The 26,133-nt window shown below is 50.6% G+C and carries 22 protein-coding genes and 2 tRNA genes; 13 read left to right on the top strand and 11 right to left on the bottom strand.

The window, feature by feature from the left end; translation table 11 throughout:
* Positions 1–41 precede the first annotated feature (41 nt).
* Genes IE117_RS05865 through IE117_RS05855 form a run of 3 tightly spaced genes read left to right on the top strand, consistent with a single transcriptional unit; the run spans position 42 to position 1,548 of the window.
* Positions 42–584: an RNA polymerase sigma factor gene (locus IE117_RS05865; protein ID WP_189563376.1), complete on the top strand. Its 543-nt coding sequence runs from the start codon at positions 42–44 to the stop codon at positions 582–584.
* Positions 585–638: 54 nt separating this feature from the next.
* Positions 639–1,079: a hypothetical protein gene (locus IE117_RS05860; protein ID WP_189563375.1), complete on the top strand. Its 441-nt coding sequence runs from the start codon at positions 639–641 to the stop codon at positions 1,077–1,079.
* Positions 1,080–1,101: 22 nt separating this feature from the next.
* The gene (locus IE117_RS05855) at positions 1,102–1,548 is read left to right on the top strand and encodes a hypothetical protein (protein WP_229580380.1); all 447 of its coding nucleotides are present in this window, start codon (positions 1,102–1,104) and stop codon (positions 1,546–1,548) included.
* A gap of 18 nt (positions 1,549–1,566) precedes the next feature.
* Here IE117_RS05855 and IE117_RS05850 read toward each other — a convergent pair whose 3' ends face one another.
* Both IE117_RS05850 and pgeF read right to left on the bottom strand, forming a co-directional pair.
* Entirely contained in the window at positions 1,567–2,232 is a 666-nt protein-coding gene (locus IE117_RS05850; RefSeq protein WP_189563374.1) for a hypothetical protein, read from the bottom strand.
* A 47-nt stretch (positions 2,233–2,279) separates the two neighbouring features.
* Positions 2,280–3,056 carry a peptidoglycan editing factor PgeF gene (pgeF, locus tag IE117_RS05845; RefSeq protein WP_189563373.1) on the bottom strand — a complete coding sequence of 259 codons (777 nt, stop codon included), beginning with the start codon at positions 3,054–3,056 and terminating at the stop codon, positions 2,280–2,282.
* Between the two features lie 150 nt (positions 3,057–3,206).
* Here pgeF and IE117_RS05840 point away from each other — a divergent pair, with 150 nt between their 5' ends.
* Positions 3,207–4,862 (top strand): lectin-like domain-containing protein, encoded by a 1,656-nt coding sequence (locus IE117_RS05840; RefSeq protein WP_189563372.1) that lies wholly within the window; start codon positions 3,207–3,209, stop codon positions 4,860–4,862.
* Positions 4,863–4,894: 32 nt separating this feature from the next.
* On the opposite strand, the gene IE117_RS05835 is transcribed toward IE117_RS05840, so the two are convergent.
* A complete protein-coding gene (locus tag IE117_RS05835; protein ID WP_189563371.1) occupies positions 4,895–5,947 on the bottom strand; it encodes an endonuclease/exonuclease/phosphatase family protein in 1,053 nt (350 codons plus the stop codon).
* A 124-nt stretch (positions 5,948–6,071) separates the two neighbouring features.
* On the opposite strand from IE117_RS05835, the gene IE117_RS05830 reads away from it, so the two are divergent.
* Complete coding sequence (locus tag IE117_RS05830; RefSeq protein WP_189563370.1) at positions 6,072–7,322, top strand: metallophosphoesterase family protein; 1,251 nt, start codon at positions 6,072–6,074, stop codon at positions 7,320–7,322.
* 136 nt (positions 7,323–7,458) lie between these two features.
* Positions 7,459–8,619: a sigma-54-dependent transcriptional regulator gene (locus IE117_RS05825; protein ID WP_189563369.1), complete on the top strand. Its 1,161-nt coding sequence runs from the start codon at positions 7,459–7,461 to the stop codon at positions 8,617–8,619.
* Between the two features lie 90 nt (positions 8,620–8,709).
* Here the strand turns inward: IE117_RS05825 and IE117_RS05820 are convergent, their stop codons facing one another.
* A complete protein-coding gene (locus IE117_RS05820; protein ID WP_189563368.1) occupies positions 8,710–9,777 on the bottom strand; it encodes a LuxE/PaaK family acyltransferase in 1,068 nt (355 codons plus the stop codon).
* Between the two features lie 38 nt (positions 9,778–9,815).
* Between IE117_RS05820 and IE117_RS05815 the strand changes: the two genes are divergently transcribed.
* A complete protein-coding gene (locus IE117_RS05815; RefSeq protein ID WP_189563367.1) occupies positions 9,816–10,355 on the top strand; it encodes a hypothetical protein in 540 nt (179 codons plus the stop codon).
* A 77-nt stretch (positions 10,356–10,432) separates the two neighbouring features.
* On the opposite strand, the gene IE117_RS05810 is transcribed toward IE117_RS05815, so the two are convergent.
* Complete coding sequence (locus tag IE117_RS05810) at positions 10,433–11,707, bottom strand: sensor histidine kinase (protein WP_229580378.1); 1,275 nt, start codon at positions 11,705–11,707, stop codon at positions 10,433–10,435.
* A 193-nt stretch (positions 11,708–11,900) separates the two neighbouring features.
* Between IE117_RS05810 and hemA the strand changes: the two genes are divergently transcribed.
* On the top strand, positions 11,901–13,154 hold the full coding sequence (hemA, locus tag IE117_RS05805; protein ID WP_189563366.1) for a glutamyl-tRNA reductase: 1,254 nt from the start codon (positions 11,901–11,903) through the stop codon (positions 13,152–13,154).
* A gap of 102 nt (positions 13,155–13,256) precedes the next feature.
* On the opposite strand, the gene IE117_RS05800 is transcribed toward hemA, so the two are convergent.
* The 3 genes from IE117_RS05800 to bshA form a co-directional block, all read right to left on the bottom strand.
* On the bottom strand, positions 13,257–14,171 hold the full coding sequence (locus IE117_RS05800) for a DMT family transporter (RefSeq protein ID WP_189563365.1): 915 nt from the start codon (positions 14,169–14,171) through the stop codon (positions 13,257–13,259).
* Positions 14,172–14,174: 3 nt separating this feature from the next.
* Positions 14,175–15,503 (bottom strand): NAD(P)/FAD-dependent oxidoreductase, encoded by a 1,329-nt coding sequence (locus IE117_RS05795; protein ID WP_189563364.1) that lies wholly within the window; start codon positions 15,501–15,503, stop codon positions 14,175–14,177.
* A 96-nt stretch (positions 15,504–15,599) separates the two neighbouring features.
* Positions 15,600–16,748, bottom strand: a complete 1,149-nt coding sequence (gene bshA, locus IE117_RS05790) for an N-acetyl-alpha-D-glucosaminyl L-malate synthase BshA (RefSeq protein ID WP_189563363.1) — start codon at positions 16,746–16,748, stop codon at positions 15,600–15,602.
* Positions 16,749–16,943: 195 nt separating this feature from the next.
* Between bshA and IE117_RS05785 the strand changes: the two genes are divergently transcribed.
* Together IE117_RS05785 and IE117_RS05780 are read left to right on the top strand one after the other, a co-directional pair.
* Positions 16,944–17,825: a geranylgeranylglycerol-phosphate geranylgeranyltransferase gene (locus IE117_RS05785; protein ID WP_374757962.1), complete on the top strand. Its 882-nt coding sequence runs from the start codon at positions 16,944–16,946 to the stop codon at positions 17,823–17,825.
* A gap of 253 nt (positions 17,826–18,078) precedes the next feature.
* A complete protein-coding gene (locus tag IE117_RS05780) occupies positions 18,079–18,774 on the top strand; it encodes a TapB family protein (protein ID WP_189563361.1) in 696 nt (231 codons plus the stop codon).
* A 64-nt stretch (positions 18,775–18,838) separates the two neighbouring features.
* Here IE117_RS05780 and IE117_RS05775 read toward each other — a convergent pair.
* The 3 genes from IE117_RS05775 to IE117_RS05765 form a co-directional block, all read right to left on the bottom strand.
* Positions 18,839–18,927 (bottom strand) — tRNA-Leu (locus IE117_RS05775).
* A gap of 77 nt (positions 18,928–19,004) precedes the next feature.
* Positions 19,005–19,077 (bottom strand) — tRNA-Gly (locus tag IE117_RS05770).
* 113 nt (positions 19,078–19,190) lie between these two features.
* The gene (locus IE117_RS05765) at positions 19,191–20,069 is read right to left on the bottom strand and encodes a UbiA family prenyltransferase (RefSeq protein WP_189563360.1); all 879 of its coding nucleotides are present in this window, start codon (positions 20,067–20,069) and stop codon (positions 19,191–19,193) included.
* A 164-nt stretch (positions 20,070–20,233) separates the two neighbouring features.
* Here IE117_RS05765 and IE117_RS05760 point away from each other — a divergent pair, with 164 nt between their 5' ends.
* The 3 genes from IE117_RS05760 to IE117_RS05750 all read left to right on the top strand — a co-directional run bounded on the left by IE117_RS05760 (position 20,234) and on the right by IE117_RS05750 (position 26,111).
* Positions 20,234–21,352, top strand: a complete 1,119-nt coding sequence (locus tag IE117_RS05760; RefSeq protein ID WP_229580375.1) for a type III polyketide synthase — start codon at positions 20,234–20,236, stop codon at positions 21,350–21,352.
* A 138-nt stretch (positions 21,353–21,490) separates the two neighbouring features.
* Positions 21,491–25,516, top strand: a complete 4,026-nt coding sequence (locus tag IE117_RS05755; RefSeq protein WP_189563359.1) for an AAA domain-containing protein — start codon at positions 21,491–21,493, stop codon at positions 25,514–25,516.
* Positions 25,517–25,670: 154 nt separating this feature from the next.
* The gene (locus IE117_RS05750; RefSeq protein ID WP_189563358.1) at positions 25,671–26,111 is read left to right on the top strand and encodes a YHS domain-containing (seleno)protein; all 441 of its coding nucleotides are present in this window, start codon (positions 25,671–25,673) and stop codon (positions 26,109–26,111) included.
* Positions 26,112–26,133 lie beyond the last annotated feature (22 nt).

Raw genomic sequence — 26,133 nt, 5'->3', positions numbered from 1 at the left:
GCTTTTTCACTATCGATTCCCCATTATCCACTCTCCGCTAAATGAACGACGAGGAACTACTAGAACTTTACCGTAACCCCGACACCCGGCGTAACGCTTTCAATCAGATCGTACGAACGTACCAACAGCGCGTATACTGGATGGTACGGAAGATCGTCATTGACCACGACGACGCCAACGACATTACACAGGAGGTATTCATCAAAGCCTGGAACGCGCTCGATAAATTTCGGGGTGACTCCAAGCTTTACACCTGGCTGTTCAGAATTGCACATAACGAATCCATCAATTTTTTAAAGAAAAAACGGCGGCGCTACTTTGTTCCGATCAACGATGTTGAGGGCGAACTGGCCGAAAAACTGGAAAGCGATCCCCTGATTGGCGGCGACGAAATCCAGCTGAAATTGCAGAAAGCTATCCTTACTTTGCCTGAAAAACAGCGTTTGGTGTTCAACTACCGCTATTTCGAGGAAATGCCTTATGAAGAGATGTCGGAGATAACGGGGACATCGGTTGGGGCACTGAAGGCGTCGTACCACTGGGCTACCAAGAAAATAGAGGATTTTTTGACCAGCACCGATTAAACCCTCCTTCCCTGTGCTTTGTCGTAGAAGAGGTTTTTAGCACATCACAGTATTATGAAAGACAAAAAGATACGCTTGGAAGATTTGGAGCGCAAAGTTCCTTTTGAAGTGCCCGACGGCTATTTCGATAAATTACCGTCTATCGTCATGTCCCGCCTGCCCGCCACGCCCGAGCCACAGCCGCTGATAAGTTGGTCGTGGCAGCGTTCGCTAGGTCTGGCTGCGGCATTGAGTTTGATCGTCGCGCTGGTGTGGTTTTCGTATCCTCAGCAACAAGGATCTTTGGGTAGCGAGCGTCTCAGTCAGGTAAGCGACGATGCTATCCTGGAATATCTGACCGAGGAGAACATCAGCTACTACGACCTGAGTGAAAACAACGCCGTGCAGGCTGCGTTTCAAACCGACTCGACGGTACTATACTATCTGGATGGTCTGGATGCCGATTTCCTGCGGAGCCAGGCCGAAGATGGAATCTTCACGGACGAAACAATTTAAAGAACAAAATAACCCCTTGCTCATGAACACAATTCACCGCAAAATTTGGCTTTTGGCCGGAATGTTGCTGGCCGTATTGTCTTTTTCAGCTTCCGACGTCCAGGCGCAACGCCGCAATGAGGAAGAAATCAAAAAGATACAGGATGCCAAAGTGGCCATTATCACCAATCGCCTCAACCTTACGTCCGAACAGTCCAAGGACTTCTGGCCTATTTACAACGAATTTTCCCAGAAAAAGCGGGAAATGAACCGCTCGATGCGTCAGCTCATTAAGGGCAAAGGCGTCGAGGCTTCGGACGACCAGGCCATGAATAGCCTGAAAGAAGTACAGGACCTGAAACAGAAACAGGTGGAACTGGAAAAGCAATACCAGGAACGCTTCCTGACGGTCATATCCGCCAAACAGCTTACCGAACTCTACAGCGCCGAACGGGATTTTAACGAAATGCTGCTTCAGCGACTGAAGTAGACCTAATCATAGTAAGCATTACCAAATCACTTTCGCAGGCGCGGAAGTGATTTTTCGTTGCAGCGTTGGGTACAGTTCCGGGTAACGGTGAGTTAGTTTCAGAGATTCAAGGCTTTCGTTCTCAATTACCTGCGGGAGCAACAAGCCATCATTGTCCAGAATAGGAATCAGAATTTCGTTTTCGATTGTCGGGCCGAAATCCGGGCCCGACGAAAGGCTCAGGGCATGGAGACATTCAATGTCCCCGATTTCGTGACGACCCACATAGGCAAGGATGGTCAGGGCGATGGGCAACTCGTCGTTCTGGGTAGAAATGGTGAGTTGCAAAAGTGAATTGAGCAAATAGTGCGCTTCACCATGGTAAATTTTCTTTAATGATTTTATGACTACTTTGCCATTGGGGCGAATGACCAGAATGTCTTTATGAACAAGATGGCGGTTCCGATCCAGCCAGAACCGCTCGTACTTTCCCTGCAAGTGGTCGATTTTAGGATCAGCATCCAGTAGCGTATCCGCGGTCACGCTACCCATTATCTTCTCCAAATCATCATAGGACGACTCTGTCTCGAAGTTTTCAAGCAGACTCCGTTGCCGGGCGTTTTTTTTAAGGAGCTTGATCTGGGGGTTATCCCCTATTCTTTCCGGTCCGATTGGGCCAATCGGGTTATTCGTAAATTCTGACATGCACGTTGAGTTTTTTGGTTAAAAAGAAAGCAAGAACCATGCCTTTTTTAACCATTCTCAACCATGGAAATGCAGGCCAGCATCCTGCCCGTTTTCCCTTTTTCCAGCCTGTGGGAAAAATAATCTGCAACGTCCAGAGCGGTGGAATGCAGCGAAAGCTGAATATTTGAATCAGCCAGTCCGGCGCCTTTCAGTTGATCGTAGTTAGCCTTTTTCAGGTCGACGTAAAATTTACCGGCCCTTTGGTTGAAGTACTTGTGTTGTTCTGAAAAATGTTCGGCTACTTCATCTCCCACTTCAAAGGAACATTCGTCGATGCACGTACCGATGTAGGCGAAACAATCGGTGGGATCGGTGCCGAATTCCCGGCTCATTTGCGCAACCGTTTTTGCCACAATTCCTCCAACCGTTCCGCGCCAACCCGCGTGAATGGCGCCGATCGCTTTCCGGGCAGAATCATAAATCAGCACGGGCGTACAGTCAGCGATAGTCACGGCCAGAGCTATGCCGGGCGTGCAGGTAATGAGCGCGTCGAAGCCTTGGTAGTCTCCCGGTTGGCAGACTGTGAGTACTTCGTTGCCGTGAATTTGGTAAGACGCCGCAACCCGGGTCGGGTCGATACTTAGTGCCTGCCAAAAACGGCGACGGTTCTCCGCCACATTTTCAGGAGTATCGTCCGTATTCAGGCCAAGGTTGAGCGAGTCGAAAGGAGCCGGGCTTACACCGCCGTGGCGGGTACTTTCGGCGGCTACCAAATGGGGAAAGTCCCTGAAAATGGAGGGAGTCCGGTAAAGTGGCCGGGCGGGTTGGGTAGATACACTCATGGTTGTAAGTTTATAATAAAAAACAATTCATCTCCTATATTTTCCTTACGATGAACTTAGCCACCTTAAATAGAATTGTTAATAAGCTGTTTTACAGTGCTATTAATTATCATTAAATTAGGGCCTCGTAATTTGACATGCACACACCTAATGAAACGCTTCACACCCCGGCTACGCCTTTGCCTTAGCCTCTTACCATGGCTGCTTACCAGCCACTTTGCCTTATCCCAGTATAATCTTCAGGGCACATCCGTCCGAGAGCTGGGCGATGACTGCTACGTACTTACGGAGGATGTAATCTGGCAAAAGGGTACAATATGGAGCAGCCAGGCAATTAGTCTTCAGACGTCGTTTAACCTGGAATTCACCATGAATTTTGGGAGCAAGGACATAAAGGGGGCGGATGGAATGGTGTTCGCATTCCAGGCTCAGGGCAACACCCTCATCGGGCAGACAGGCCAGGGTATTGGTTTTGGAGGCTTTTCCCCTGCGTTAGGCATTGAGTTTGACACCTATCAGAATTTAGACGAAAACGATCCGGACTTCGACCACATTGCCATCGTGCGCAACGGTGTCGTAAACCATCTACGAAGTACCAATCTGGCGGGACCGGTACGGGCGTTGGCCAACCAGGACAATATCGAGGACGGTGGGGATCATCTGGTTCGTATCAATTGGATTGCCCCGCAGAAAATACTGGAAGTGTATTTCGATTGCGAGAAGCGAATCAGCACCACCGTTGATATGATAGCCATTTTTGGCAAGACGGAGGTGTTCTGGGGATTCACCGCAGCTACGGGAGGCGACTCAAATAGACAGACCGTCTGTATTAAAAAAGATGCCGTTTGGCAAAGCGCCCTTCAAATCTGCCAGGGCGAATCCCGGCAGCTTCTGGCCCGAAATTCAATCGATGGGGTGTATCGGTGGAGTCCTGCTTCGGCAATAGTGGGGGCAGCCAATACCCGTACCGCTGTTGTGCGTCCTGACCGGGATCAGCTCTTTGTAGTAGAGTACCGAAACTCCTGCAACCAGCCTGTGCGTGACAGTGTCATGGTGAAAGTAGACTCGCCGCCGCTCCTGGAACTGGGGCCGGACCGGACAATATGCTCCGACGGATCAGGGGCCTTACTCGAATCCACAGTGGCCAACTCTGCCGCTGCCGTCCAATACGAATGGACGAATGGTGCAACGACCCCCTCGATCCGGATTGCCCGATCCGGTTTATATGGACTCACTATGCGGAAAGGCCAGTGCGTCAGCCGCGATTCTGTTTACATCACTATGGGCATGCTGCCGCGCCTGCCGGATTCCTACAAACCGCCTACGTTCAGGTCATGCCTGCGCGACGTGCCATTGACACTGTCTTCAATGGCATCCGGCAATGGACTTACCTACCAATGGCTCCATTCGGGCGAGCCGCAGGCGACCATCTCAGTAAATAAAGCGGGTACTTACGAAGTGGTGGTCACTGGTAGTTTCGGTTGCCAGATCACCGAGAGCATGAAGGTTATCGATACCTGTCCGCTGTCATTATGGATTCCTGATGCCTTTTCGCCCAATGCCGACGGGCAAAACGACCAACTGGTGATACTGACCTCACAACCGGCCGAGCTGCATTTCTGGGTGTATGACCGCTGGGGTAATGTCATCTATTTTTCCGAGGCAGCGGAGCTGGCCTGGGACGGGTACTACCAGGGGCAAGTGTGCCTGCCGGGTGCCTACACCTGGCGGGCGGAATATAAGGTGGCCGATCAGCCCGAAAGCCAGACATTCACCAAAAGAGGAGTAGTGTGGCTGATTCGCTGAATTGCCCATCCTGAATGCCATCCATTGCCCTGTCAGGTAGGCTTGGAAATTTTCTCATCAGCCAGCTCTTCATCTTCCGCATCGGCGTCGGGCGTCTCCTGTTCATTTGCTTCCACAGGTACATACGCCAGCTTAATCCACATCGGAAAATGATCGGAACCGATGGAAGGCAGTCTTTCGATTTCCATAAGCTGGAAATGGGTCGAGCAGAAAATATGGTCGAGCGGATAGCGGAAAAACGGATACTTGGCGTGAAAGGTGTTATAGAATCCTCTTCCCCGCCGCGGATCCAGCAGTCCGCTGGTGTTCTGAAAAAGCTGGTTGGTGTAGCTCCACGCCACATCGTTGAGGTCGCCGGAGACAATGACGGGCAGTGGCGATTTCTTAGCCAATTTCCCCACCATCAGTATCTCCTTGTCCCTCTCGGTGGAGCGGACGTTTTCGCCAGGGACGGGCGGAGTAGGATGAATGCAAAAGAGTTGAAACAGATTGCCGTCGGCAAGCTTGATCAGGGCAAAAATGGAAGGAATATCTTTTTCCACCAGATAACGCACTTCACTTTCGGTGATTTCCAGCCGAGAAAAGAGCATGATGCCGTAGGTATTATCAAGTACTTTGGACTCCCGGTAGGGGTAGTTCTCGTGTATCGCCTCCATAGCCTTTGCCCAGTCATGACCGGTTTCAGAGAGAACAATGATGTCAGGATTACGGCTATCTATGAGAGCCAATAGGCGGCCGTAGTCTTCATTGTATTGAAGGACATTCGAAATCATCAGGCTAAACCCATCTACTGCGTTTGGTCCGGCAGATTTCATTTGTAAGGAAGCGATGGGCAGGAAAGGGAAAATCTGATAAGTCAGATACGCCAGATTAGCTACCAAAGCGGCGAGAAAACCCCACTGGTAAATGGTCTGCAAATCGGTCAGCGCAATGAACAGTGCCAATATCAGGGTGGTGATAAACCACTTCTGAGCCCGAGGGTACTCGAATATTCTGAATACCCAGTAATCGCTGCGAATGAATGGAATCAGGGTGGCGAGAATGATTATGCCTCCCGTGAAATACAGGAAATTGGAAAGGTACATTCAGTTTGAAGGAAAGTCGTGTAAAACACAAAGCTACGGATTTCCCATTTTCTTCCTGAAAGCTACTCCCGACTAATCCTTATATTGCCCCGGAAAACGTACCTTTTTCCAATTCAGCTCACTAATGCCCACCCATTCCGCCGCCGAAAAACCAGAAAAGAAAGTCGAGAAATACCTGGATCTAGGTCACTCTGAGGTAGAAAACCACGCGAAGGCACAACAGAAGGTATTTGAAGAACACGTGTCCCGCACCTCTTCGGCCTCACGCATTATTTCCGAATTTTTCAGCACCAATATTTTTGGTTTCGTATACCATTACCTCCGTAGCCGCTTCGGGAAGCGCCACCCCTACCACGCCTATCCCAGCGAAGGTGACAGGGGCATTTACCAACTGACTTCTTCCGTTCCGAGTCGCGAGACGGTCACTTTGGCACTTTTGTCAGACTGGGGCAGCGACACCACCGAGTCTGACGCAGTAGCCCATTTAGTGGCACGCTACGCACCGGACTATACCATTCATCTGGGCGACATCTATTTTGTGGGGACTCCGCACGAGGTGGAAGAAAACTTCACTGCCCCTTACGCTTCCTGGTACTACGGCGCTTCCGGCAGTCTGGCACTTTGTGGCAATCACGAAATGTACTCCAATGGCGCGGCTTACTATCAGCGTCTTCTCCCGGCCATGTACGTCAATGTGGATGGTGTCAAAAAATCGCAGCGGGCGGCTTTCTTTTGCCTGGAAAACGAACATTGGAGAATCATCGGCCTGGACACAGGCTACACTTCCGTAGGACGGCCTTTTCTGGAAGTACTTTCACCACCGGACTGCCACCTGCGCGATGAACAGATGGCCTGGCTACGCGACGTGGTGAAACTGAATGACCCCAACGACAAGCGGGGACTGGTTTTCCTGAGCCATCATCCTTACATCTCAGCCTTCCGGGAGGATTACTTCAAACCGGGCGAGCAATTGTGTGAGTTGCTGGGCGAGGCCGCCCGGCCCGTGGTCTGGATATGGGGCCATGATCATCGTCTGGTCGGCTACCACCTGGGCCAGAATCGGAGTGAGCTGCAGGCTTACGGCCGATGCATTGGCCACGGCGGGATGCCCGTAGAGACAAAAATGCCGCATAACGACAAAGAAGCCGATAAACTGGCTTTTTACGACCGCCGCGTCCGCACCCGTATCAAACGACACGAGTTGGGATACAACGGGTTTTGTCATCTGCAACTGGAAGGGGCGCGCCTTACCGCTACGTACCGTGATCTGGAAGACACCACAGTCATGGAGGAGTGCTGGAAAATCAACCTGGAGAATGCAAACCTTGACTGGGAAATCAAGGAAAAACATAAGGACCTGACCTGCTTCGATTGACAGTTCGGGAGCTCCGCCACCGGCCGAAACAGAAATAGACAAGAGAAAAGAAAGTAAAGCACGAAACGGGTAGAACGCTTAATGTTTTCTATTTTTGAAAAAGTGATAATCAAAATCAATCCTGCATCCCTTACTTATGGTCAAAATAATCATCGTGGATGATGAAGACAATATACGCGAAGCCCTTCGCGATATTTTGGAGTACGAAGGCTACGAAGTGGACGAGGCCAAAGATGGTGAAGAAGGCCTTGCCAAAATAAAAAAGGAAGAGTACCACGTAGCGCTTTGCGACTTGAACATGCCCAAGATGACCGGACTGGAGCTGTTGAAGAAATCGGTGGAATCCGAAAGAAGCACCCAGTTTATCATGATAACGGCTCACGGCAGCACCGACACCGCGATGGAAGCAACGCGCCAGGGTGCCCACGATTTCGTCAACAAACCGCCTGATCTCAACCGCCTGCTGGTAAGCGTCCGGAATGCCATCGAAAAGTATGAGCTGAAATATGAATCCAACGAGCTGCGCAAGCGAATCTACAAGCTCAACGAAATGGTTGGGGATTCGGAGGCGATCCGGCGCGTCAAGCAGTCGGTTGAGCGCGTGGCGCCTACAGAAGCCCGTGTACTTGTAACGGGGCCGAATGGATCAGGTAAAGAACTCGTTGCCAAGCAGATCCATAACAAAAGTTCCCGTGCTCACATGTCGCTGGTGGAAGTCAACTGCGCGGCAATTCCCGGTGAACTGATCGAAAGTGAGTTATTTGGTCACGAAAAGGGATCGTTCACTTCGGCCATAAAGCAACGCATAGGCAAATTTGAGCAAGCCAGCGGTGGGACAATCTTCCTCGACGAAATCGGAGACATGAGCCTTTCGGCGCAGGCGAAGGTGTTGCGCGCTTTGCAGGAAAACAAAATTACCCGCGTAGGTGGCGAAAAGGAAGTAAAGGTCAATGTGCGGGTGATCGCGGCGACCAATAAGGATCTGCGAAAGGAAATTCAGGAAGGCAATTTCCGGGAAGACCTTTTCCATCGTCTGAGCGTGATCGTGATTCAGGTACCTTCTCTTGCCGAACGCCGGGAAGACATTCCTTTGCTGGTCAATAAATTTTTGCATGACGTGGCCGAGGAGTACCATGATTCGGCCAAACGCATCACCCCAGAGGGCATGGCTTATCTCCAGACCCTCCCCTGGACTGGAAATGTACGCGAACTGCGCAACGTAGTGGAACGCCTGGTAATCATGTGCGGTGATATCATTGACGTAGAAGACACGAAGATGCACGCAAGGCAAATGTAGTTTTTGCTTAGATGATTGGTTGTTTAGGCTTTGGCCGTCCGTTTGTCCTAGACTCAGCATGAACAGCTAAAAATCTCCGCGCCCGGATATCTAAACTACCATAAGACTGCACCCCCGTACGTCGGAGTTGTCGAAGCGTCCCATGATATAAAAGGTTTCGGCTTCCTCACCAAACCGTCCCAAATCCTGGGTTTCGATAAAGCTGCACGTGTCAAGATTGGCAAGATCCACGACATTGACCCCACCCGTACCGCTGAATTGCCCATGCGGGTGGATGTCAAACGGGTCATTGGGGTCGCGCAGTAAAACACGCATCGTGGCGCCGGGGTGGAAAAGACCTTCACCGGGTGAGTAAGCCTGGGAAAGGAGTTCGGTCATGCCATATTCGGAATGGATGACGGGTAAGTTCAGATTTTGGATCAGAATATCGTGTACTTCTTCACGCAGCATTTCGCGGCGGCGGCCCTTCATTCCGCCCGTTTCCATGACGATGAACTCGGGGATCTCTCGTAAGTAGGAAAAATCCTCACCGCTTTCCGCCCAATCCAGTAAGGCAAAGGTGACGCCCAGAACAAGTACTTTTCTTTTACCCGCTTTGCTTATCCCCTCATTTCCAGCAATTTTTCGTAGTTGGTCGGTCAGAGCCCCAATGTCGTGCAGGTAGAATCCAGAAAAAATTGAATCAGATTGCTCAATAAAATGCCGAACCATATATACCAAAGACGAGTTGTTTCGTTCAAGGTACGAAGGTAGCAGGGCTAAGATGTGGAAATGACTGAGAGGCCCGTACTGCTGCTCGAAAATGCACTGACTGAGGGATTGATAGAGGGAAGCATCGTAGAGTGTATGGGCGCTGGTCGTTATGCCGGTAGTGCCGCTGCTTTCGAATTTGACCGCCGGACGGGGCGGCTGGCCGGTTCGGATAGTGTGGTGCTTGAAGAATTGTATGGGGAGATGAGGGACCTCTGCCAGCCGTTCCAGGCGGTCAATATTTAGGTTTAAGTGAGAAAGGTAAGCCCGGTAAACAGGGTTATGTTCGGCCTGATAGCGAAAAACCCGCAATGCCACTTCCTCAAAGTCGCCGGGCGTCACCGCCAGAATCTGCCGCCGGAGTTCCTGCCTGATTTCTTCCAGGGAATTGTTGTCTGACGATTCCAATCCAGTTATTTTCGTGAATCAATCTTCAAATATAACACATGCGTAATCTTCTCGGCGTAGGATTTTTTCTTGTTATCGGCATCGGCCTAACGCTCAGTGGCTGTGTCGATACACCTAATTTCGATAACACGCCCAGTATTCGCTTCAACAGTGTGGACACATTAACTATTTTCGACAGCTTTTCTCAAACATACGCCGATTCCATTGTCATCACAGTCGATTTCGAAGATGGTGACGGTGACTTGGGCATCTCACCTGAAGATCGCAGCGATACCACCAAGCTCAATACGATCTACAAAGAATGGGGGAATTATGAGATTACGGTTTTGGAAAAACAGAAAGACGGCACTTTCAAAGTACGGCCAGTATCCGTTTTTGATAAATTATTCTTCGACATCTTAAAGCGCGACGGCAAGCCCGGCCCCATTAAAGGAAAGCTTGACTTCCGCCAAACGCTTCCCGCGTCGCGCTTCGCCAAACTGACTACCGTCAAGTTCCGCGTTCGCATCCGCGATCGTGCCTTCAACGTCAGTAATACCATAGAGACAGATACCATTTCGGTACATTTGGAGCAATAGCAAGAAACCACAAAGTCAAAATATCTTCAGCAATCGGCGTCCTAACGTGACCTGCACTTCAATCAGAACTCTGAACGTCAGGCTATTTTCATCACAATCCGGAAAGTTGTTCCCTTTCCCGGTTCGGAATTTTTGACGAATAGTTTTCCGCTGTGGTAGATTTCAATGATTCGCTTGGCCAGCGTCAGGCCTAGCCCCCATCCCCGTTTCTTAGTACTGAATCCTGGTCGAAATATCTTGGCGGCATTGGTTTTACTCATCCCTTTGCCATTATCCTGAATGTCGATAATCACCTCGTTTTGAGCAAGCATGGGTTTGAGCGTAATTCGTATTTCGCCCACACCCTTCATAGCGTCCACCGCATTTTTGCAGATATTCTCCACTACCCATTCGAAAAGATTCTTGTTGAGAAGTACCATCTGCCCTTCGGGGAGTTCGTCGTTGATAAAAAAAGCAACCTTGGACGAAACCCGCTTTTGCAAATAACTGATGAAGTTCGAGACTACTTTGGCAACCTCCTCTTCCTTTAACGTGGGCACGGAACCAATGTTGGAAAAGCGCGTAGTAATCATTTCCAGCCGCTGTACGTCCTTCTCTATTTCCTCGGCGATGGAAGGGTCCATGTCAGGATCAGCGCGAAAATATTCCGTCCAGGCCATTAGCGACGATAGCGGCGTGCCCAGCTGATGGGCTGTTTCCTTCGCCAAGCCCACCCACACCTGATTCTGCTCGGCCTTCCGCGCCGAACTGAACGCCAGATAGGCCAAAAAGCCGACGATAAAAATTCCCGATAGCTGTATGTAGGGGTAGTATCGGAGTTGCGTAAGCAAGAAAGAGTTAGAGTAGTAGACATAGCCCTGCCGCCCTTCGCCGATCTCGACCGGAATGGGAGCATGTTCCTCTTTCATGGTGGCCAGGTTCTCCGTGATGATTCTCTCTTGTGTTTCGGGCGAGGGGTTTTTAGGGAAAGAAAGGTTATTGTGGGCCGCCGGCATATTGTTCTCGTCGAGATAAATGGCCGGGATTTCGTAAAAAGTGTTGGCTTCGCGGATCATCTCCATAATACCGTTCAGGTCTTCATCGTAATCGCTGTTGATGGCATAGCGCAGCGACTCGGCGAAGAGTTTGACCTGCCGCAATTCTCGTTCTTCCAGCTTGCCCACCAGATCGTTAGTGTAAAAGAGCGATCCCAGGCTGATTAAAAAGAGGTTGATTCCGATTGCAATTTTGTAGGTGTTCTTGCGTCCGTACGAATCCAGCAGCGAACGTTTCAGCCGCAGGCTATTGAGCCATGCCATTGGCTGCGAGCCTTCCTTACTGGGTTTGGGTTTTGCTTGGGTGGCTTGTTTCATAAATAAGTTTTACCGCGACAATCAGGGTAAAACATGATGATGGTCATGTTTTACAGGCAGATTTCCTGTGAAATTAGCAGAAATTTATAAGAACAATTTATATGCCTTCTAAATAAACTTATACGCTGCGACTCCCGTTTCCTATTGTAAGGATTGTAACGTAAATTTGTTCCCGCAATTCAGATTGACCCCAATGTACCAACAGTTCAAGTCCATAAGTATCTCATACCGAACCGCTCCTCTGGAAATCAGAGAGCAGATTGCCCTGAATGAAGAAGAAGCCAAGGCCCTGATGTTGAGGCTGAAAGACTTCTTCGAGTTGTCCGACGTCCTGGTCGTGTCCACGTGCAATCGTACCGAGATCTACTATACTTCCCCGCAGGACCTGAATAGTGAGTTGGTCAAACTGTTGCTCATCCAAAAAGGTATTGCCGATCCCGCATCTTTCCACGAATACTTCGAGCATTACCGAATAGGTAAAGCCGCCGTTCGACACTTGTTCGAGGTGGCCACTGGCCTGCACTCTCAGGTGGTAGGCGACATGCAGATCCCCAATCAGATCAAACAAGCGTACCAGTGGTCGGCGGATTTGCACATGGCAGGGCCGTTCCTGCACCGGTTGTTGCATACGATTTTCTTTGCCAACAAGCGTGTGGCCCAGGAAACCTCTTTCCGCGACGGTGCGGCTTCGGTTTCGTACGCTGCCGTCGAGCTGGTGGAAACCCTGGCCATTGCGCCCAAAGTTCTTGTCGTCGGCCTGGGCGAGATCGGAGCGGATGTATGTAAGAATTTAGCCCAGAAAGGCGACGCAGATATTACGCTCATCAACCGCACCCGTGCCAAGGCTGAGGCGCTGGCAGCCACCGGGCAGTTCCGGGTGGCTGATTTTGCTGACCTTGACGCAGAACTTTCCCGCGCCGACATCATCATCACTTCCATTCAGAGCGGCCAGCCATTTTTCACCAAGCAAATGGTGCAGGCACTAAACGGACTTACCTACAAGTACTTCATTGACCTGGCGGTACCACGGAGCGTGGAGCCGGAAGTGGAGCAACTACCCGGTGTGATGCTCTACAACATAGACACCGTTCGCAGTCGCGCCAACGCTGCTTTGGCCCGCCGTATGGAAGCTGTGCCGACGGTGGAAGCCATCATCGACGAATCAGTGACTGAGTTCAACGATTGGTCGAAGGAAATGGTTGTTTCGCCGACGATCAATAAACTCAAAAATGCGCTGGAACAAATTCGGCAGGAGGAGATGGCCCGCTTCACTAAACAACTCTCGGAAGAGGAAGCCGCCAAAATGGACAAAATCACGTCCAGCATGATGCAGAAAATCATCAAACTACCTGTGCTGCAACTCAAAGCTGCCTGCAAACGCGGCGAAGCCGAAACGCTGATCGACGTACTGAACGATCTGTTTAATCTGGAAGCGGTACGGAGTTAGTTTGTCGTACCAAGTTCAGCGTTCAAAGTACTCTTTTGTTTGATAGGGTTAAAGTCATGATCTGTCATAAATCGTGGCTTGTAGCCTTTAAACAAACTCTCTCTACAGCCCCAACTCCTGATAGGAGATTAGCACGATCGCCAATACAGCTAATCCCAATCCCCAGCGATTCAATCCATTTAACTTTTCCCGAAAGAACAACCAGGCTGCCGCCGCAGAGGCCATCATAGTCAGGATATTGTAAATGGGAAAAACAAAGGCCGCGCTGTTGCCAAATGTCCCTAAGGCTTTTATTAGGAAATAGAAAGAAAGAAAATTGGGCACGCCTAAAATCAATCCGCCTACCAGGCTGCGCCAAGACACTTTTTCTTGCCAATACATCACCCGAAACAGCAGCACCAAAGTACCGACAATCACCGCCCCGATGCAGGAAATGACGGTGAAAAAAGCTTCTTCTCCCGACTTGTAGAAACTCATGCTCAGGTAGTTGATGAGCGTATTGTTAGTACCCGCCGCCAAAAAAGTCAGCAGCGGCAGGGCCAGGACAAACCACGGCAAAGGCTGGCCGGGCGACGTTACTTCCGGTGTTTTTGATTTGCGCTGAATGCCTCCCAAAGCCAGGGCTACCAAAGCCAGCAGCAGTCCGAGGTAGTTTAGAAACGTGTAGTCTTTATTGGCGTTCTTGAAAACGAACAAGCCGAACAGCACGGGTACTACCAGCGACATATTGGCGGCCAGCGAGGTGGCCGTCACGCTCACTTTCTGGGTAGTTTGGCCAATGAGGACAAAGGCCGTGACGAACATGGTTCCCAGCGCCAGCGTGAGCAGCGTAGGCGTCGATGTCCACTCAATTGCGCGGTACTTACCGATATCCGGCGAAAGTACCAGTCCCGTAATTACGCAAGCGTAATAATTAAAGGCGATAGCGTGAAAGGAATGCACTCCGTAGCGCGGAAAAGCGCGCATGATCAGATACAGAGCCACTGTAAAGACTACAGCCAGGAGGAAATACAGCATGGTTTATTGCACTTTCTCCAGATCGACCTGATTCTCGGTTTCGGAAATGCCGGCAGGCAACGGTTTGGGCTTGATGATAAGCCGTAAGGACTGATCGTAGGTGATGTAATTCCAAACCCAGTTGATGAATACCATCAGGCGGTTCTTGACGCCTACGATGGACATCAAATGCACAAACATCCAAACCAGCCAGGCAAAGAATCCCTGAAACTTCCAGAACGTCAAATCCACTACAGCCAGGTTACGACCAACGGTGGCCATTGTTCCCAGATCACGGTATTGGAACGGTTCGTAGGCTTCTCCTTTTTGCTTTCGGATGATATTTTTTGCCAATTGTTTGGCTTGTTGAATGGCGGCCTGCGCCAGTTGCGGATGGCCGTTGGGATATTTTTCGTCACCACTCATGATCGCTACGTCGCCCAGAGCGTAAACGGTCTCGTACCCTTCCACCTGATTGAAGGCATTTACTTTCAGGCGACCACCCCTGCCCAATTTTTCTTCGCTAAATCCGCCAATCGGACAGGCACGGATGCCCGCAGCCCATACCAGATTTTTGGTCGGTAGTTTCAACCCGTCTTTAGTCGTGACCCGCTGACCATCGAAGCCATTTACCTGCTGGTTGGCCACCACAGTTACACCGAGTTGGTCAAGGTACTCGCGCGCTTTGGCTGATGCTTCGTCCGACATGGCATCCAGCACTTCGCCTCCCCCCTCCACCAGATAGATATGCATGGCGTCGAAATTCAGGTCGGGATAGTCCTTGGGCAAAATAAAGCGTTTCATTTCGGCCAATGTACCGGACAATTCCACGCCCGTCGGTCCGCCCCCCACTACCACGACATTCATCAGCGCCTCGCGTTCTAAGGCAGTTTCGGCGGACACAGCGTCTTCGAAATTCTGCAGGATGCGATTTCGCAAAGCCAGGGCCTCCCCCACCGACTTCATGGGAATGGCCCGCTCCTCAATTTCCTTCATTCCGTAGTAGTTGGTATCGGCGCCGGTGGCGATGACCAGCTCATCGAAAGTAATGGCCCCCAGTCCTGTCTCGATCGTCTTGCCATCAGGCAGAATCCGATGGACATCCGTCACCCGGATGTGGACATTTTTACAGGACTGGAATATTTTCCGCAATGGGAAAGAAATGGAGCTGGGTTCCAGGCCGGCCATAGCCACCTGGTAAAACAGAGGCTGAAACTGGTGGTAGTTATTTCGATCGATGAGGACTACTTGAAAGTCTTTCTTAGAAAGCCGCTGCGCGATTTCCAACCCGGCAAAGCCGGCACCAATGATCACAATTCTCTTCTTATCGGTAACGGGGATATTTGGCTTCACTTTTTTGATGGCTAGTTGATAAGGGATACTGAATAATTTTTATACCCGAAATCAATGGTTGAAGATTATAGGCCAATACATAGCAGACCGTCTTCGTTATCCATTGTCCATGGTCAATTGCCCACTCTCTTCCAGAACCCGCTCGTAGTACTTTTCGTACATGGGCAAGATGCGGGTAATGTCAAATTCCTTGGCGCGGGCGAGAGCATTTTCTTTAAATACCGGCAGATTCTCGTCTTTCAGGATCGTAACGGCGTTCTTAACCATGTCTTCCACGTCGCCTAAGTTGCTGAGAAAACCCGTAACGCCCTGAAGGTTCAGTTCGGGCAGGCCACCAACATTGGTGGTGATAAGCGGCACCTCACAAGCCAGGGCTTCCAACGCAGCCAGACCGAAGCTTTCGCTTTCAGAAGGCATGAGAAAGAGGTCGGCCACGGAAAGTACCTCCTCAATGGCGTCGAGCTTGCCCAGAAAACGAACATCGGGGTATAGCTCCAGTTCCATGCACAGCTTTTCTATCCGGGCACGGTCGGGGCCGTCGCCCACTAGTAGTAGTTTACTGGGTACTTGCTGGCGCAGTTTGTGGAAAATCATAATCACATCGTCGATACGCTTCACCTTCCGGAAGTTGGAGGTATGCACGACCAGCTTCTCGCCATTTGGGCAAATCGCCAGCTTGAAGTGATCCTTTTTCTGTCGTTTGAAGCGTTCGAGGTCTATAAAATTGGGAATGACCTCGATGTCTTTGGTTACGGCAAAATGCCGGTAAGTGTCACTTTTAAGAAACTCTGACACCGCCGTGATACCATCGGACTGATTGATGCTGAACGTCACCACGGGTTCGTAAGAGGAATCTTTACCTACCAGCGTGATGTCGGTGCCATGCAGCGTAGTGATGACGGGGATGTGAATACCCTGCGTCGCCAGAATCTGCTTGGCCAGATAAGCCGAAGAAGCGTGCGGGATGGCGTAATGCACGTGAAGCAGGTCCAGCTTCATGTACTTGGCCACGTGGACCATCTCACTCGACAGGGCCGATTCGTAAGGCGGGTACTGAAACAGCGGATAGGCCGGAATATTTACTTCGTGGTAATAGAGGTTCTCATTAAAAAAATCCAGCCGCTGCGGCTGGGAATACGTTATGAAGTGAACCTGATGGCCAACTTTTGTGAGTGCTTTACCGAGTTCGGTGGCTACCACGCCACTGCCTCCGAAGGTAGGATAACAAACTATGCCTATTTTCATATCAAGTTAAAGAAGGATGGGACACCTGCGGAAAGGCGAACTTTTCGTTCAATGTCAGAACTCGTTGGGATTGATTTGGCTTACTAACAACAAAACCCACTAATTTTATTCCAAACCGCCGGATAAAGATTTTGTTAAGCCCCAGCCAGGGGCTTTTCTGATGGTCCATTGCTACCTTCGGCCCTTTAAATTTCCATACCCGTGGCCCGTGCCCATAAATTTACATTCCGACAGTATCTGGCTGGTTTCCTGAGGCTGATCAGGCTACCCAACCTGCTGATACTTGTACTGACCCAGTACCTTACCCGGGTACTGCTGGTAGGACCGCGCGGCGAGTGGCGCCAGATCGTGACCGACCCAAAAATGCTGATTCTGAGCCTGACGACGGCGTGTATCGCGGCAGCCGGCTATATCATCAATGACTACTTCGACGTCAAGATCGATATTGTCAATAAGCCCGAGCGGGTCGTGATCGGGCGCTACCTGAAAAGACGCGTAGCGATGGGGACCCACCAATTCCTCAACGTAGCGGGTGTGTTGCTGGGCCTGCTTGTCAGTAAATGGATTTTCCTGATCAACGTAGTTTGCGTCACCTTGCTGTGGTTTTATTCCGAACGCTTTAAGCGCACGATGCTGGTGGGCAACCTGGTCGTGTCGCTGCTTACTGCCCTGAGCGTAGTTATAGTCACGGTAGTTTATCCCGAAAACCGGAACCTGGTTTTCATCTACGCCATTTTTTCTTTCTTCATTTCGCTCGTACGCGAAATCATTAAAGACATGGAGGACGTGCGGGGCGACGTCTCTCATGGCTGCCGTACGCTGCCCATCGTTTGGGGACTCCGGCGTACAAAAATTGTCGTCTATTTTCTGGTAGCCATTTTCATCACAACCCTGTACCTGATGGCCCATTCCCTAAACAACCTCACCCTCGCCTGGCTGTTCACCGCCTTGCTCCTGCCCATCGCCTGGCTGGTCTACCGGCTGGTATTTGCGGACACCCGCCGCGAATTTGCCCGACTCAGCACGCTCTGCAAGATGATTATGCTACTGGGGCTCGCCACCATGATTTGGGCGTAACATTCAATTTTGACGGGGTAGCCCGAGCGATGAGAGTATCAGAGAATGATGGAGTACCACTCTCGCCAACCCCAACCTGCAACTTTTCGCTCATTCGCTCACCGTGCGGGCGGTCCCGTTTCTCATTCACGGCTGGGATGGGCTCGTTCAAAGGTACCGTTTACTGGATTTCGGTTGCCTGGCTTTGCCGGACTGGGTATATTTGGGATGGAAACGTCATTTTATTTTAAACACAACCCAAGCTTCCTGAAAAATGAAAAATACATTCACACTCTTTCTTGCCTTTCTTTTACTTTCTCCATTGGCTCTCCGTGCCCAGGAATGTATGGGCGTTACGCTCAAAGAGGGAAGCGGCTACGAATTGCTGAGCTACGACGCCAAGGGTAAGGAAAATGGCCGGATGGTCTATAAAGTCAAAAAGGTGAGCAAAGAAGGCCCGGACACGGTGATAGAAATGGACTTCGAGACGTTTGACAAAAAGGACAAGTCTCAAATGATTAATACCTTCAAGATGCGTTGCAACGGAAATGAGATGCGCCTGGACGCCAGCTCGATGATGCCCCAGGGGCAAGAAAAGCAGTTCGAGAGCTTCGATATGACTTTCACCTCAAAAGACATCGTCTATCCTGCCAACCTGTCGGTAGGTCAAACCCTACCCGATGGCTCCCTGCATGGCGAAGGCTCGGCCGGTCCCATGTCGATGACCATGGATACCGAATTTGTCAACCGCAAAGTAGAAGGACGTGAGAAAATCACCGTTCCCGCGGGTACTTTCGACACCTTCAAAATCACTTCCGATATGAACGTGAATATGAAGACCGTGATGAAGATGAATATGGAATTCAGCACTGTTTCATATCGTTCTCCCAAAGTATTGTGGGATGTCAAAACCGAAAATTACCGAAAGGGCAAGCTGATGGGAACTACCGTGCTGAGCAAGATTTTGTAATTAGCGGACAGCAGATCGCTTCGTGTAAAAAAAGGCCGCACAACTTGTGCGGCCTTTTTTGATTTGGTACCGGGAACGGGGGTCGAACCCGTACGAGCGTTTCGGCTCACAGGATTTTAAGTCCTGCGTGTCTACCAATTCCACCATCCCGGCCCGAAGGCAAGCAACATGTGAGTTGTCCTGCCGACTATGAACAAGAAAAGCACCCTTTGAAGGTGCTTGCTTGTCTGAGCAGAAGACGAGGTTCGAACTCGCGACCTCAACCTTGGCAAGGTTGCGCTCTACCAGCTGAGCTACTTCTGCGTGGCCTTTTTCTGAAAAGGTGTTGCAAAAGTATAGCTTTGATCCATTGTACGCAAGTCTTGGCCGGATATTTTTTCTGAAAAAATCCCGATAAAAAAATAACGAATTGGTAATCAGACACCATAAAAACAAAGAATGCCGAAAAATAAATTGAGACCCACGCTTGCCAGCACATTCATGCGCATCGTATGGTGAAAATTAGCCGCGGCGGCATTCTGCCGGACCAGCCACCACCAGTAGCCGAAGTACCCCAGTACAGGCCCCATGCAGAGCGTAAGGGCAATCAGGCTGCTGCCCATTCCGAAATTCAAAAAATAATAAAGAAACCCGGCGAATGACAGGGTGAAGAAAACGGCTGCGTTCAAAAATGTGCCCTCGATACCAACCAGGCGGCTGTACGTCAGGTCGCCGCGCCGGGCATCTTCCTCATGCTGATAGACCTGCGTGAGCGGGTACACCGCCCATAAGTTAGAGGTGCAGATTAGCGCTGGCAGAAGATTTTCCACCGTAAAAAGACTGGCGATTTCCGCCTGACTAATCGCCTGTACCGTAGCCAGATACGTAAAAGCCCCCTGAAACAAACCCACCACCAGCCAGCTCAATAGGGGGAATTTTTTGAGCCGAACGGCCGGGTGGCTGTAGACTTTTGAAATTATCCCATAAATTAGGAGGTACCATACGAACGACCATCCCAAACCCACCCACCACGCAACACTAATGGCGGCAAGATCCAGCACCCAGGCAGTAACCAGAAGTCCGGTACTGACCGGTGGCGGCTTTTCAAGCATCCCGATGCTGCCTTCATCTTTATCGTAGTAGCTGTTGTAAGCATTGCTGGCCGGATATAGAAATAAATGAATCAATATGAATGCCCACCACGCCCGATGGGTTGCGCCGACGCTCCCCAACCCGGTCTGGCTTAGCGCGAACAGAAAAACGGGCAGCAGAAAAACCGAAAAAGGGATGCGAAGGTGTAAAAGTATATTCCTCATCGGGAGTTGGAACGGAATTTTAAAGCAACTGATCGATTATCTGAGGCGTACATTGAGCAAGCAATCGGCTATTTGCCCCATATCCCGAACCTATTGAGCCGGAAGTGGTTTAACTGACATAATCTTCGGGTGAAATTAGCTACTTTTCGATAAAAAAGAATCGCGTGACCACACAACCGGGCGCCCGCGCCTACATTACTTCGTTAGGAACTTCCGTTCCCAAACACCGCTTCGACCAGAATCGCATCGCCGATTTTATGGCCAGAGCCATGAATCTGGATACCGATGGTGAGCGTCGGCTCCGCGCGCTCTACCGCAGCACCCGCATCAAACAACGCTATTCTGTCCTGGCCGACTACGGAGCCTCTCCTGGCGAATTTACTTTCTACCCCAATTCGCCTGATCTGGAGCCCTTCCCTACCGTGCAACAACGCATGATGGCATACCGGCAGCATGCCGTGCCATTAGCAGAAGAAGCATTGTCAGTTTGTCTGGAAGAAAGTACCGTGAAAGCCGCCGAAGTTACGCACCTGATTACGGTCAGCTGCACAGGAATGTACGCGCCCGGACCTGATATCGAACTGATCGAAAGACTTGGCCTACGTAGTTCAGTTCACCGGATTGCCGTCAACTTTATGGGATGCTACGGCGCGTTTAATGGCTTGAAAGCAGCTACTGCACTCGTAAAAGCCGATCCGAAAGCCAAAGTACTCATGGTTTGCGTGGAATTGTGCACCTTGCATTTCCAGAAAAAAAACGAAGAAGACCACCTGCTCGCCAATGCTCTTTTCGCCGATGGTGCGGCAGCGGTTTTACTGGAGGGGCAAATCCCTGAACATGGTTTTGCCCTGGAAATGGTTGATTTTGCCTGCGAAGTACTTCCCGAAGGTAAGGACGATATGGCCTGGCACATCAACGACTTCGGTTTTGAAATGAAACTCACCTCCCGGGTACCTGATGTGCTCAAAACGGGGCTACCCGCCGTTCTGAAACGGATCACCCGCGCGCAGGGCATTCAGCCGGAAGACGTGAACCTGTTTGCCATCCATCCGGGCGGGCGGCGTATACTGGAAGTAGTGGAGCAAGTGCTGGGCCTGACCCACGAGGACAACGCCGCCGCCTACGAAACGCTGCGCGACTACGGCAATATGTCTTCCGGAACCATCCTTTTCGTTCTTAAGAAGCTTTGGGAGCTCAACCACCAGTCCGCTGGTTCTCTGATTTTTGCCAGCGCCTTTGGTCCGGGTCTGACGGCGGAGACGGCGTTGTTGAAGATAGCGTAGGGCCATCGGCTCCCGGCGGTCGGCATTTTGCACTATGCCATAAGGAATGTTCGTATCCTGCTGTTGAACCTGGTTTGATACTAAAATACCGATTGTCCCCTGATTCGGGTCGAAGAGACCGATCGTCAAATGTCAAAAATGGAAGAGGAAAGTAATGCAAATGCCAAAAGCCGACCGCCGATAGCCATCTTAAAAACCTACCTCAAACGCCTCACCAACCTCAGCAGCCGCAATAAGTCGCTATTGTTGAGCCGCTTGGCAGCGGAGCAATTTTTGGATTTGCACGAGGCCGATTTTTTGTTGAGTAAATCCTCCTTCGAAATTCTCAACCAACTTATCCAGCGAAAAAACCGGATTCCGCTTTGCGATGTACAGGATCCGCGCTTTGATAAAGTCAATGAGGTCAGTAAAAGACTCCGGCGGATTGCACGAACCGAACGATTCATCGAAGAAGAGCGCGGCGCGCGTGATTTGTACGTGGGGTACCCGTTCGTGCGCGGCAAGTTCGCCGACGGCTCGGTAGTTCACGCGCCCTTGCTTTTCTTCCCGGTCACGCTGCGGCTGGACCGGGAGCAATGGTGCCTTGTCGGTCGTGACGACGCCGAAATTTCCTTGAACCGTAGTTTTGCCCTGGCCTATGCCCAGTTCAACGAGGCTCAGGTACCCGATGAAATTCTGGAAAAAAACTTTGAAGACTTCCCCAAAGAGGCGTTGGAATTCCGTACTGCCCTTTACGAGTGGCTGAAAGAATCGCCCTTCCGGCTGAATTTCAACCAACAGCTTTTTGAAAATGTTCTGCAACCGTTCGAGGCGCTCAAAAGCAGCGATTTGCAATCATTGGAAAAGAACGGCGAATTGAAGTTGTACCCCGAAATGGTACTGGGAATTTTTCCACAGGCAGGCTCATTTCTCGTGCCCGACTACAACTACCTGCTCCATGAAGCCGATCAGGAGGATTTCTCGATGCCTCTTTTCAATTTTGAAACAGAATCCGGAGAGGATGCTGAATCAATAAATGTTTCTGTTCAAAACCAGCCCCTGCGTGAAGAGCAAATCCTGACGCCGCTGCCCGTGGATTTATCGCAGGAAAACGTCATTCGACTCGTGAAGCAGGGCGAATCCGTGGTGGTGCAGGGGCCACCCGGCACGGGTAAGTCGCAGTTGATCTGCAACCTGATGGCCGACTTTGCCGCGCAGGGCAAACGCGTGCTGCTGGTATGCCAGAAGCGAGCCGCTCTCGACGTAGTGCATCAACGCTTGCAAACGCTGGGCCTTGGTTTGTCCACTGCTCTCATTCACGACTTTCGCAATGACCGCGCCGAACTTTACCGCCAAATTGCCATCCAAATCGACAAAGTCGAGGAATACCAGGCACTCAATCAGAGCCTGGATGCCGTTTTCCTGGATCGGGAGTTTACCAGGAACAGCCGTTTGATCGACCAGACGGTAAAAGAACTGGAAGAATTCCGAACCGCTCTTTTTGACGAAGCCGAGAGCGGACTTTCCGTAAAAGAGCTTTACCTGTCCTCCGATCCGGCTGCCCCGCACGTCAACTTGCAGGCATACTACCGCAATTTCCTGCTCAGCGAAACTGAAAACTACCGTCGCCGCCTGACCAGCTATGCGACGTACAACAAAAAAATCACTCCGCCACACGCTTGGCACGATCGGCAGAATTTTGCCGACTACGGTCTTGGCGATCTGCGCCGCATGGAAGAAGCGCTGATTGCCTGGCCATCTTTTTTTCAAGCCCAAAAAGAACAATTTGAAGAAATTACCCGCACAACATTCTCCCTGGACTTTATTGCAGACAAAGCGGAAACCTCAGAGCGCATAAAGGATCTGGCCCTCACGATTACTGATGCTAAAACCTTGCAACTATTCCAGCGCTACCTTACTGATCAGCAGCCCGCAACCAGCCGTTTGGCGTTTGTGCGGCAGGTGACGGATACGTTCGAAGGCTGGCGGACAGATGGCAGCGGAATTGAAAGTACATTGGCTGAATCAGAATTAGCCCCGTTTCGTAAACAGCTTGCCCGGGCCATTGCGGCCAAAGCGTCGGCAGTAAAGGGACAATGGTGGGAGTGGTTTGGAAAAGAAAAAGCCGCCGTCGCGCAGGTAGCTCAGGCGAACGGACTAAGTACCCGGCTTGATGATTTGAAAAAGTTGGAAGTCAGGCTGAACAATCGGTTGGAACTGGAGCAATGGCTGGCGAGCATGTTTTTAAGCTTTCGTCCAGATGATCTTGAATCAAACCTACCTTTTGAAGAAGGATATTTGCTGTTTTTCCAGAAGGCGGAGCAAGCAGCGGATGCCGTGGTGCGCGTTCGCCGGCCCCCTTGGGAAGGGGTACTTACCCAACTGGCATTGGGTACGGCTTCCATCAGCGCTTTTCGAAAAATAGTGCAGGAACTTCTCGTTTGGTTGAGCAAGTGGCAAAGCCAGGAAGAGGCGATGCTGGATTTTTTGACTGAAAACCAGTGGCAGGAAGTGTTGTCGGAGCCTGAAAACTACCCGCGTCAGCTCCGGGATGGCCTGCGTGCAGACTTCGATGTGTTGGTGGAAATGGATAAGATTGCCAACGGCTTTTCTGCCGTTGAAGCTGACGTCACTAATTTGGTTCTGAATAAATCAGAAGGTGAGAATTCTTCGGAAAACACAGCGGTTACCATCTTCGATAACAGCCTGCACCTGGCCTGGATCGAGCACATTGAAGGTAAATATCCGACGTTACGGGCCGTTTCATCTTTGAAAATGAGCGAATGGGAGCAGCAACTGCAGGCGTCCATTGAGCGCAAACAAAGCCTTAGCCGTGATATCACGCTAATGAAACTCCGTGAATTGATCTACGAAAACGTCGAGAAAAACCGCCTGGGAAACCGCACGACCTACCGCGAACTTGCCCATCAAACTACCAAAAAGCGCAACATCTGGCCGATTCGCAAGGTGGTGGAAGCATTTTCTGACGAAGTTTTTCGGCTTATTCCCTGTTGGATGGCTTCGCCCGAGGCGGTTTCTACCCTTTTTCCAATGAAAGCCGGGCTTTTTGATCTTGTGATATTCGACGAAGCCTCCCAATGCTACGCCGAATACGGATTGCCCGCTGCGTACCGGGGCAAACAAGTCGTCATCACGGGCGACAGCAAGCAACTACCCCCCAGTGATTTGTACCGGGTTCGATACGAGGAGAATTCAGATGAGGAAGTACCCGTAGCTATTGAAATAGATTCCCTCCTGGACTTGGCGGCCCAAACCCTCACACAACGACAATTGACGGGGCACTACCGGAGCAGTTCGCTGGACCTGATCGATTTTTCAAACCAGCATTTTTACAAAAATACATTGCGGCTCTTACCCGACTTCACGCGCGTCAACGACGCCGAGCCGGGAATCCATTACATGCACGTGGACGGAATATGGGAGAAAAACACCAATCCCGTCGAAGCGCAACGCGTTCTGGAACTGGTGCGGGAATTGTCGGAAAGCAAGCTGAGCATTGGGGTAGTTACGTTCAATTTCCACCAACAGCAATTGGTTCAGGATCTCCTGGAAAAAGAGAAAGTAACAGCCGAAGGACTTTTTGTCAAAAACATTGAGAACGTGCAGGGCGACGAGCGCGACGTCATTATTTTCTCCATCGGCTACGCTCCCGACGATCGTGGCAAGCTGGCGATGCAATTTGGTACGTTGAATACACAGGGTGGTGAGAATCGCCTGAACGTAGCGGTAACCAGGGCGAGGCAGCGGGTGTACGTCGTCACTAGCCTGTTCCCACCCCAACTACGTACCGAACAAACGGCAAATGAGGGCCCAAAGCTTCTGAAAGCTTACTTGCAATACGCTCTTGACGTGTCGGAAGGTCGGTATCGTCCGCAGCCTGTTCCTAATTCAGGATATCGTGGCGCGTGGCTGCTGAAAGACCGAATCTCCAGACAATTTCCGGATTACCGGCAAGAACTACCCTTCGCCGACCTGACCCGACGATCTGCCGAAGGCACCTACGAAGGCTTGCTGCTCACCGATGACGATATTTATTTCGGTAGTCTCTCAGTCAAAGAGCCGCACGCTTACCTCCCTATGGTTTTGAGGATGAAGCATTGGCCGTTTCAGCGTATGTACAGCCGGGATTACTGGCTTCGAAGGGGATCGGTTTATGGAGGCTGACTACTTGCCGGAAACCTGTTTCCGTGGCAGACGAAATTGTGCCTGAACAGGAGTAGTTTAACAGAAAGATGGAAGTTATGCCAAAGCATCCGTACCATATACCCAGCAACCCTTCCGCAAAAGTTTCCGTATATCATAAAAAGGCGCCATGGTAATGAAATTGATCACAACTACCCTCCTGCTTATCCTGTTCACTTTCGTACCTTGTTCAGCCCAGAACCTCAATCTCAAAGGCGGTCTGGCTATTGAGGGTTACGATCCGGTCAGCTATTTCAAAGGAAAGCCGGTGGAAGGCACAAAAGAATTTAACAAACAATACCAGGGAGGGACTTACCGATTTGCCAGCGCGCAAAACCAGGATGAATTTGCAAAGAATCCTGATAAATACGTGCCCAAATACGGTGGATGGTGTGCCTACGCAATGGCGGACGGCAATAAAGTAAGCATTGATCCCGAAACGTATAAAATTATCGACGGGAGGCTGTATTTATTTTACCATACGATTCTCAGCAATACCCTGAGAAAGTGGAACGAAGACGAACAAAACCTGCACCAGAAAGCAGATGCCGCCTGGCAAAAAATAGATCATAATTAACTCATCGGTGGTACTCCAACCA

Source organism: Persicitalea jodogahamensis, from assembly GCF_014651615.1.
GTDB lineage: Bacteria > Bacteroidota > Bacteroidia > Cytophagales > Spirosomataceae > Persicitalea > Persicitalea jodogahamensis.
Note: the sequence above shows the minus strand (reverse complement) of the source record. Positions and strands in the feature narration are given on the sequence as shown.

Excerpts from the sequence above, each read along its gene's own strand:
- IE117_RS05865 (WP_189563376.1), top strand. The coding sequence starts at position 42 with ATGAACGACGAGGAACTACTAGAACTTTACCGTAACCCCGACACCCGG.
- IE117_RS05860 (WP_189563375.1), top strand. The coding sequence starts at position 639 with ATGAAAGACAAAAAGATACGCTTGGAAGATTTGGAGCGCAAAGTTCCT.
- IE117_RS05855 (WP_229580380.1), top strand. The coding sequence starts at position 1,102 with ATGAACACAATTCACCGCAAAATTTGGCTTTTGGCCGGAATGTTGCTG.
- IE117_RS05850 (WP_189563374.1), bottom strand. The coding sequence starts at position 2,232 with ATGTCAGAATTTACGAATAACCCGATTGGCCCAATCGGACCGGAAAGA.
- pgeF (WP_189563373.1), bottom strand. The coding sequence starts at position 3,056 with ATGAGTGTATCTACCCAACCCGCCCGGCCACTTTACCGGACTCCCTCC.
- IE117_RS05840 (WP_189563372.1), top strand. The coding sequence starts at position 3,207 with ATGAAACGCTTCACACCCCGGCTACGCCTTTGCCTTAGCCTCTTACCA.
- IE117_RS05835 (WP_189563371.1), bottom strand. The coding sequence starts at position 5,947 with ATGTACCTTTCCAATTTCCTGTATTTCACGGGAGGCATAATCATTCTC.
- IE117_RS05830 (WP_189563370.1), top strand. The coding sequence starts at position 6,072 with ATGCCCACCCATTCCGCCGCCGAAAAACCAGAAAAGAAAGTCGAGAAA.
- IE117_RS05825 (WP_189563369.1), top strand. The coding sequence starts at position 7,459 with ATGGTCAAAATAATCATCGTGGATGATGAAGACAATATACGCGAAGCC.
- IE117_RS05815 (WP_189563367.1), top strand. The coding sequence starts at position 9,816 with ATGCGTAATCTTCTCGGCGTAGGATTTTTTCTTGTTATCGGCATCGGC.
- IE117_RS05810 (WP_229580378.1), bottom strand. The coding sequence starts at position 11,707 with ATGAAACAAGCCACCCAAGCAAAACCCAAACCCAGTAAGGAAGGCTCG.
- hemA (WP_189563366.1), top strand. The coding sequence starts at position 11,901 with ATGTACCAACAGTTCAAGTCCATAAGTATCTCATACCGAACCGCTCCT.
- IE117_RS05800 (WP_189563365.1), bottom strand. The coding sequence starts at position 14,171 with ATGCTGTATTTCCTCCTGGCTGTAGTCTTTACAGTGGCTCTGTATCTG.
- bshA (WP_189563363.1), bottom strand. The coding sequence starts at position 16,748 with ATGAAAATAGGCATAGTTTGTTATCCTACCTTCGGAGGCAGTGGCGTG.
- IE117_RS05780 (WP_189563361.1), top strand. The coding sequence starts at position 18,079 with ATGAAAAATACATTCACACTCTTTCTTGCCTTTCTTTTACTTTCTCCA.
- IE117_RS05765 (WP_189563360.1), bottom strand. The coding sequence starts at position 20,069 with ATGAGGAATATACTTTTACACCTTCGCATCCCTTTTTCGGTTTTTCTG.
- IE117_RS05755 (WP_189563359.1), top strand. The coding sequence starts at position 21,491 with ATGGAAGAGGAAAGTAATGCAAATGCCAAAAGCCGACCGCCGATAGCC.
- IE117_RS05750 (WP_189563358.1), top strand. The coding sequence starts at position 25,671 with ATGAAATTGATCACAACTACCCTCCTGCTTATCCTGTTCACTTTCGTA.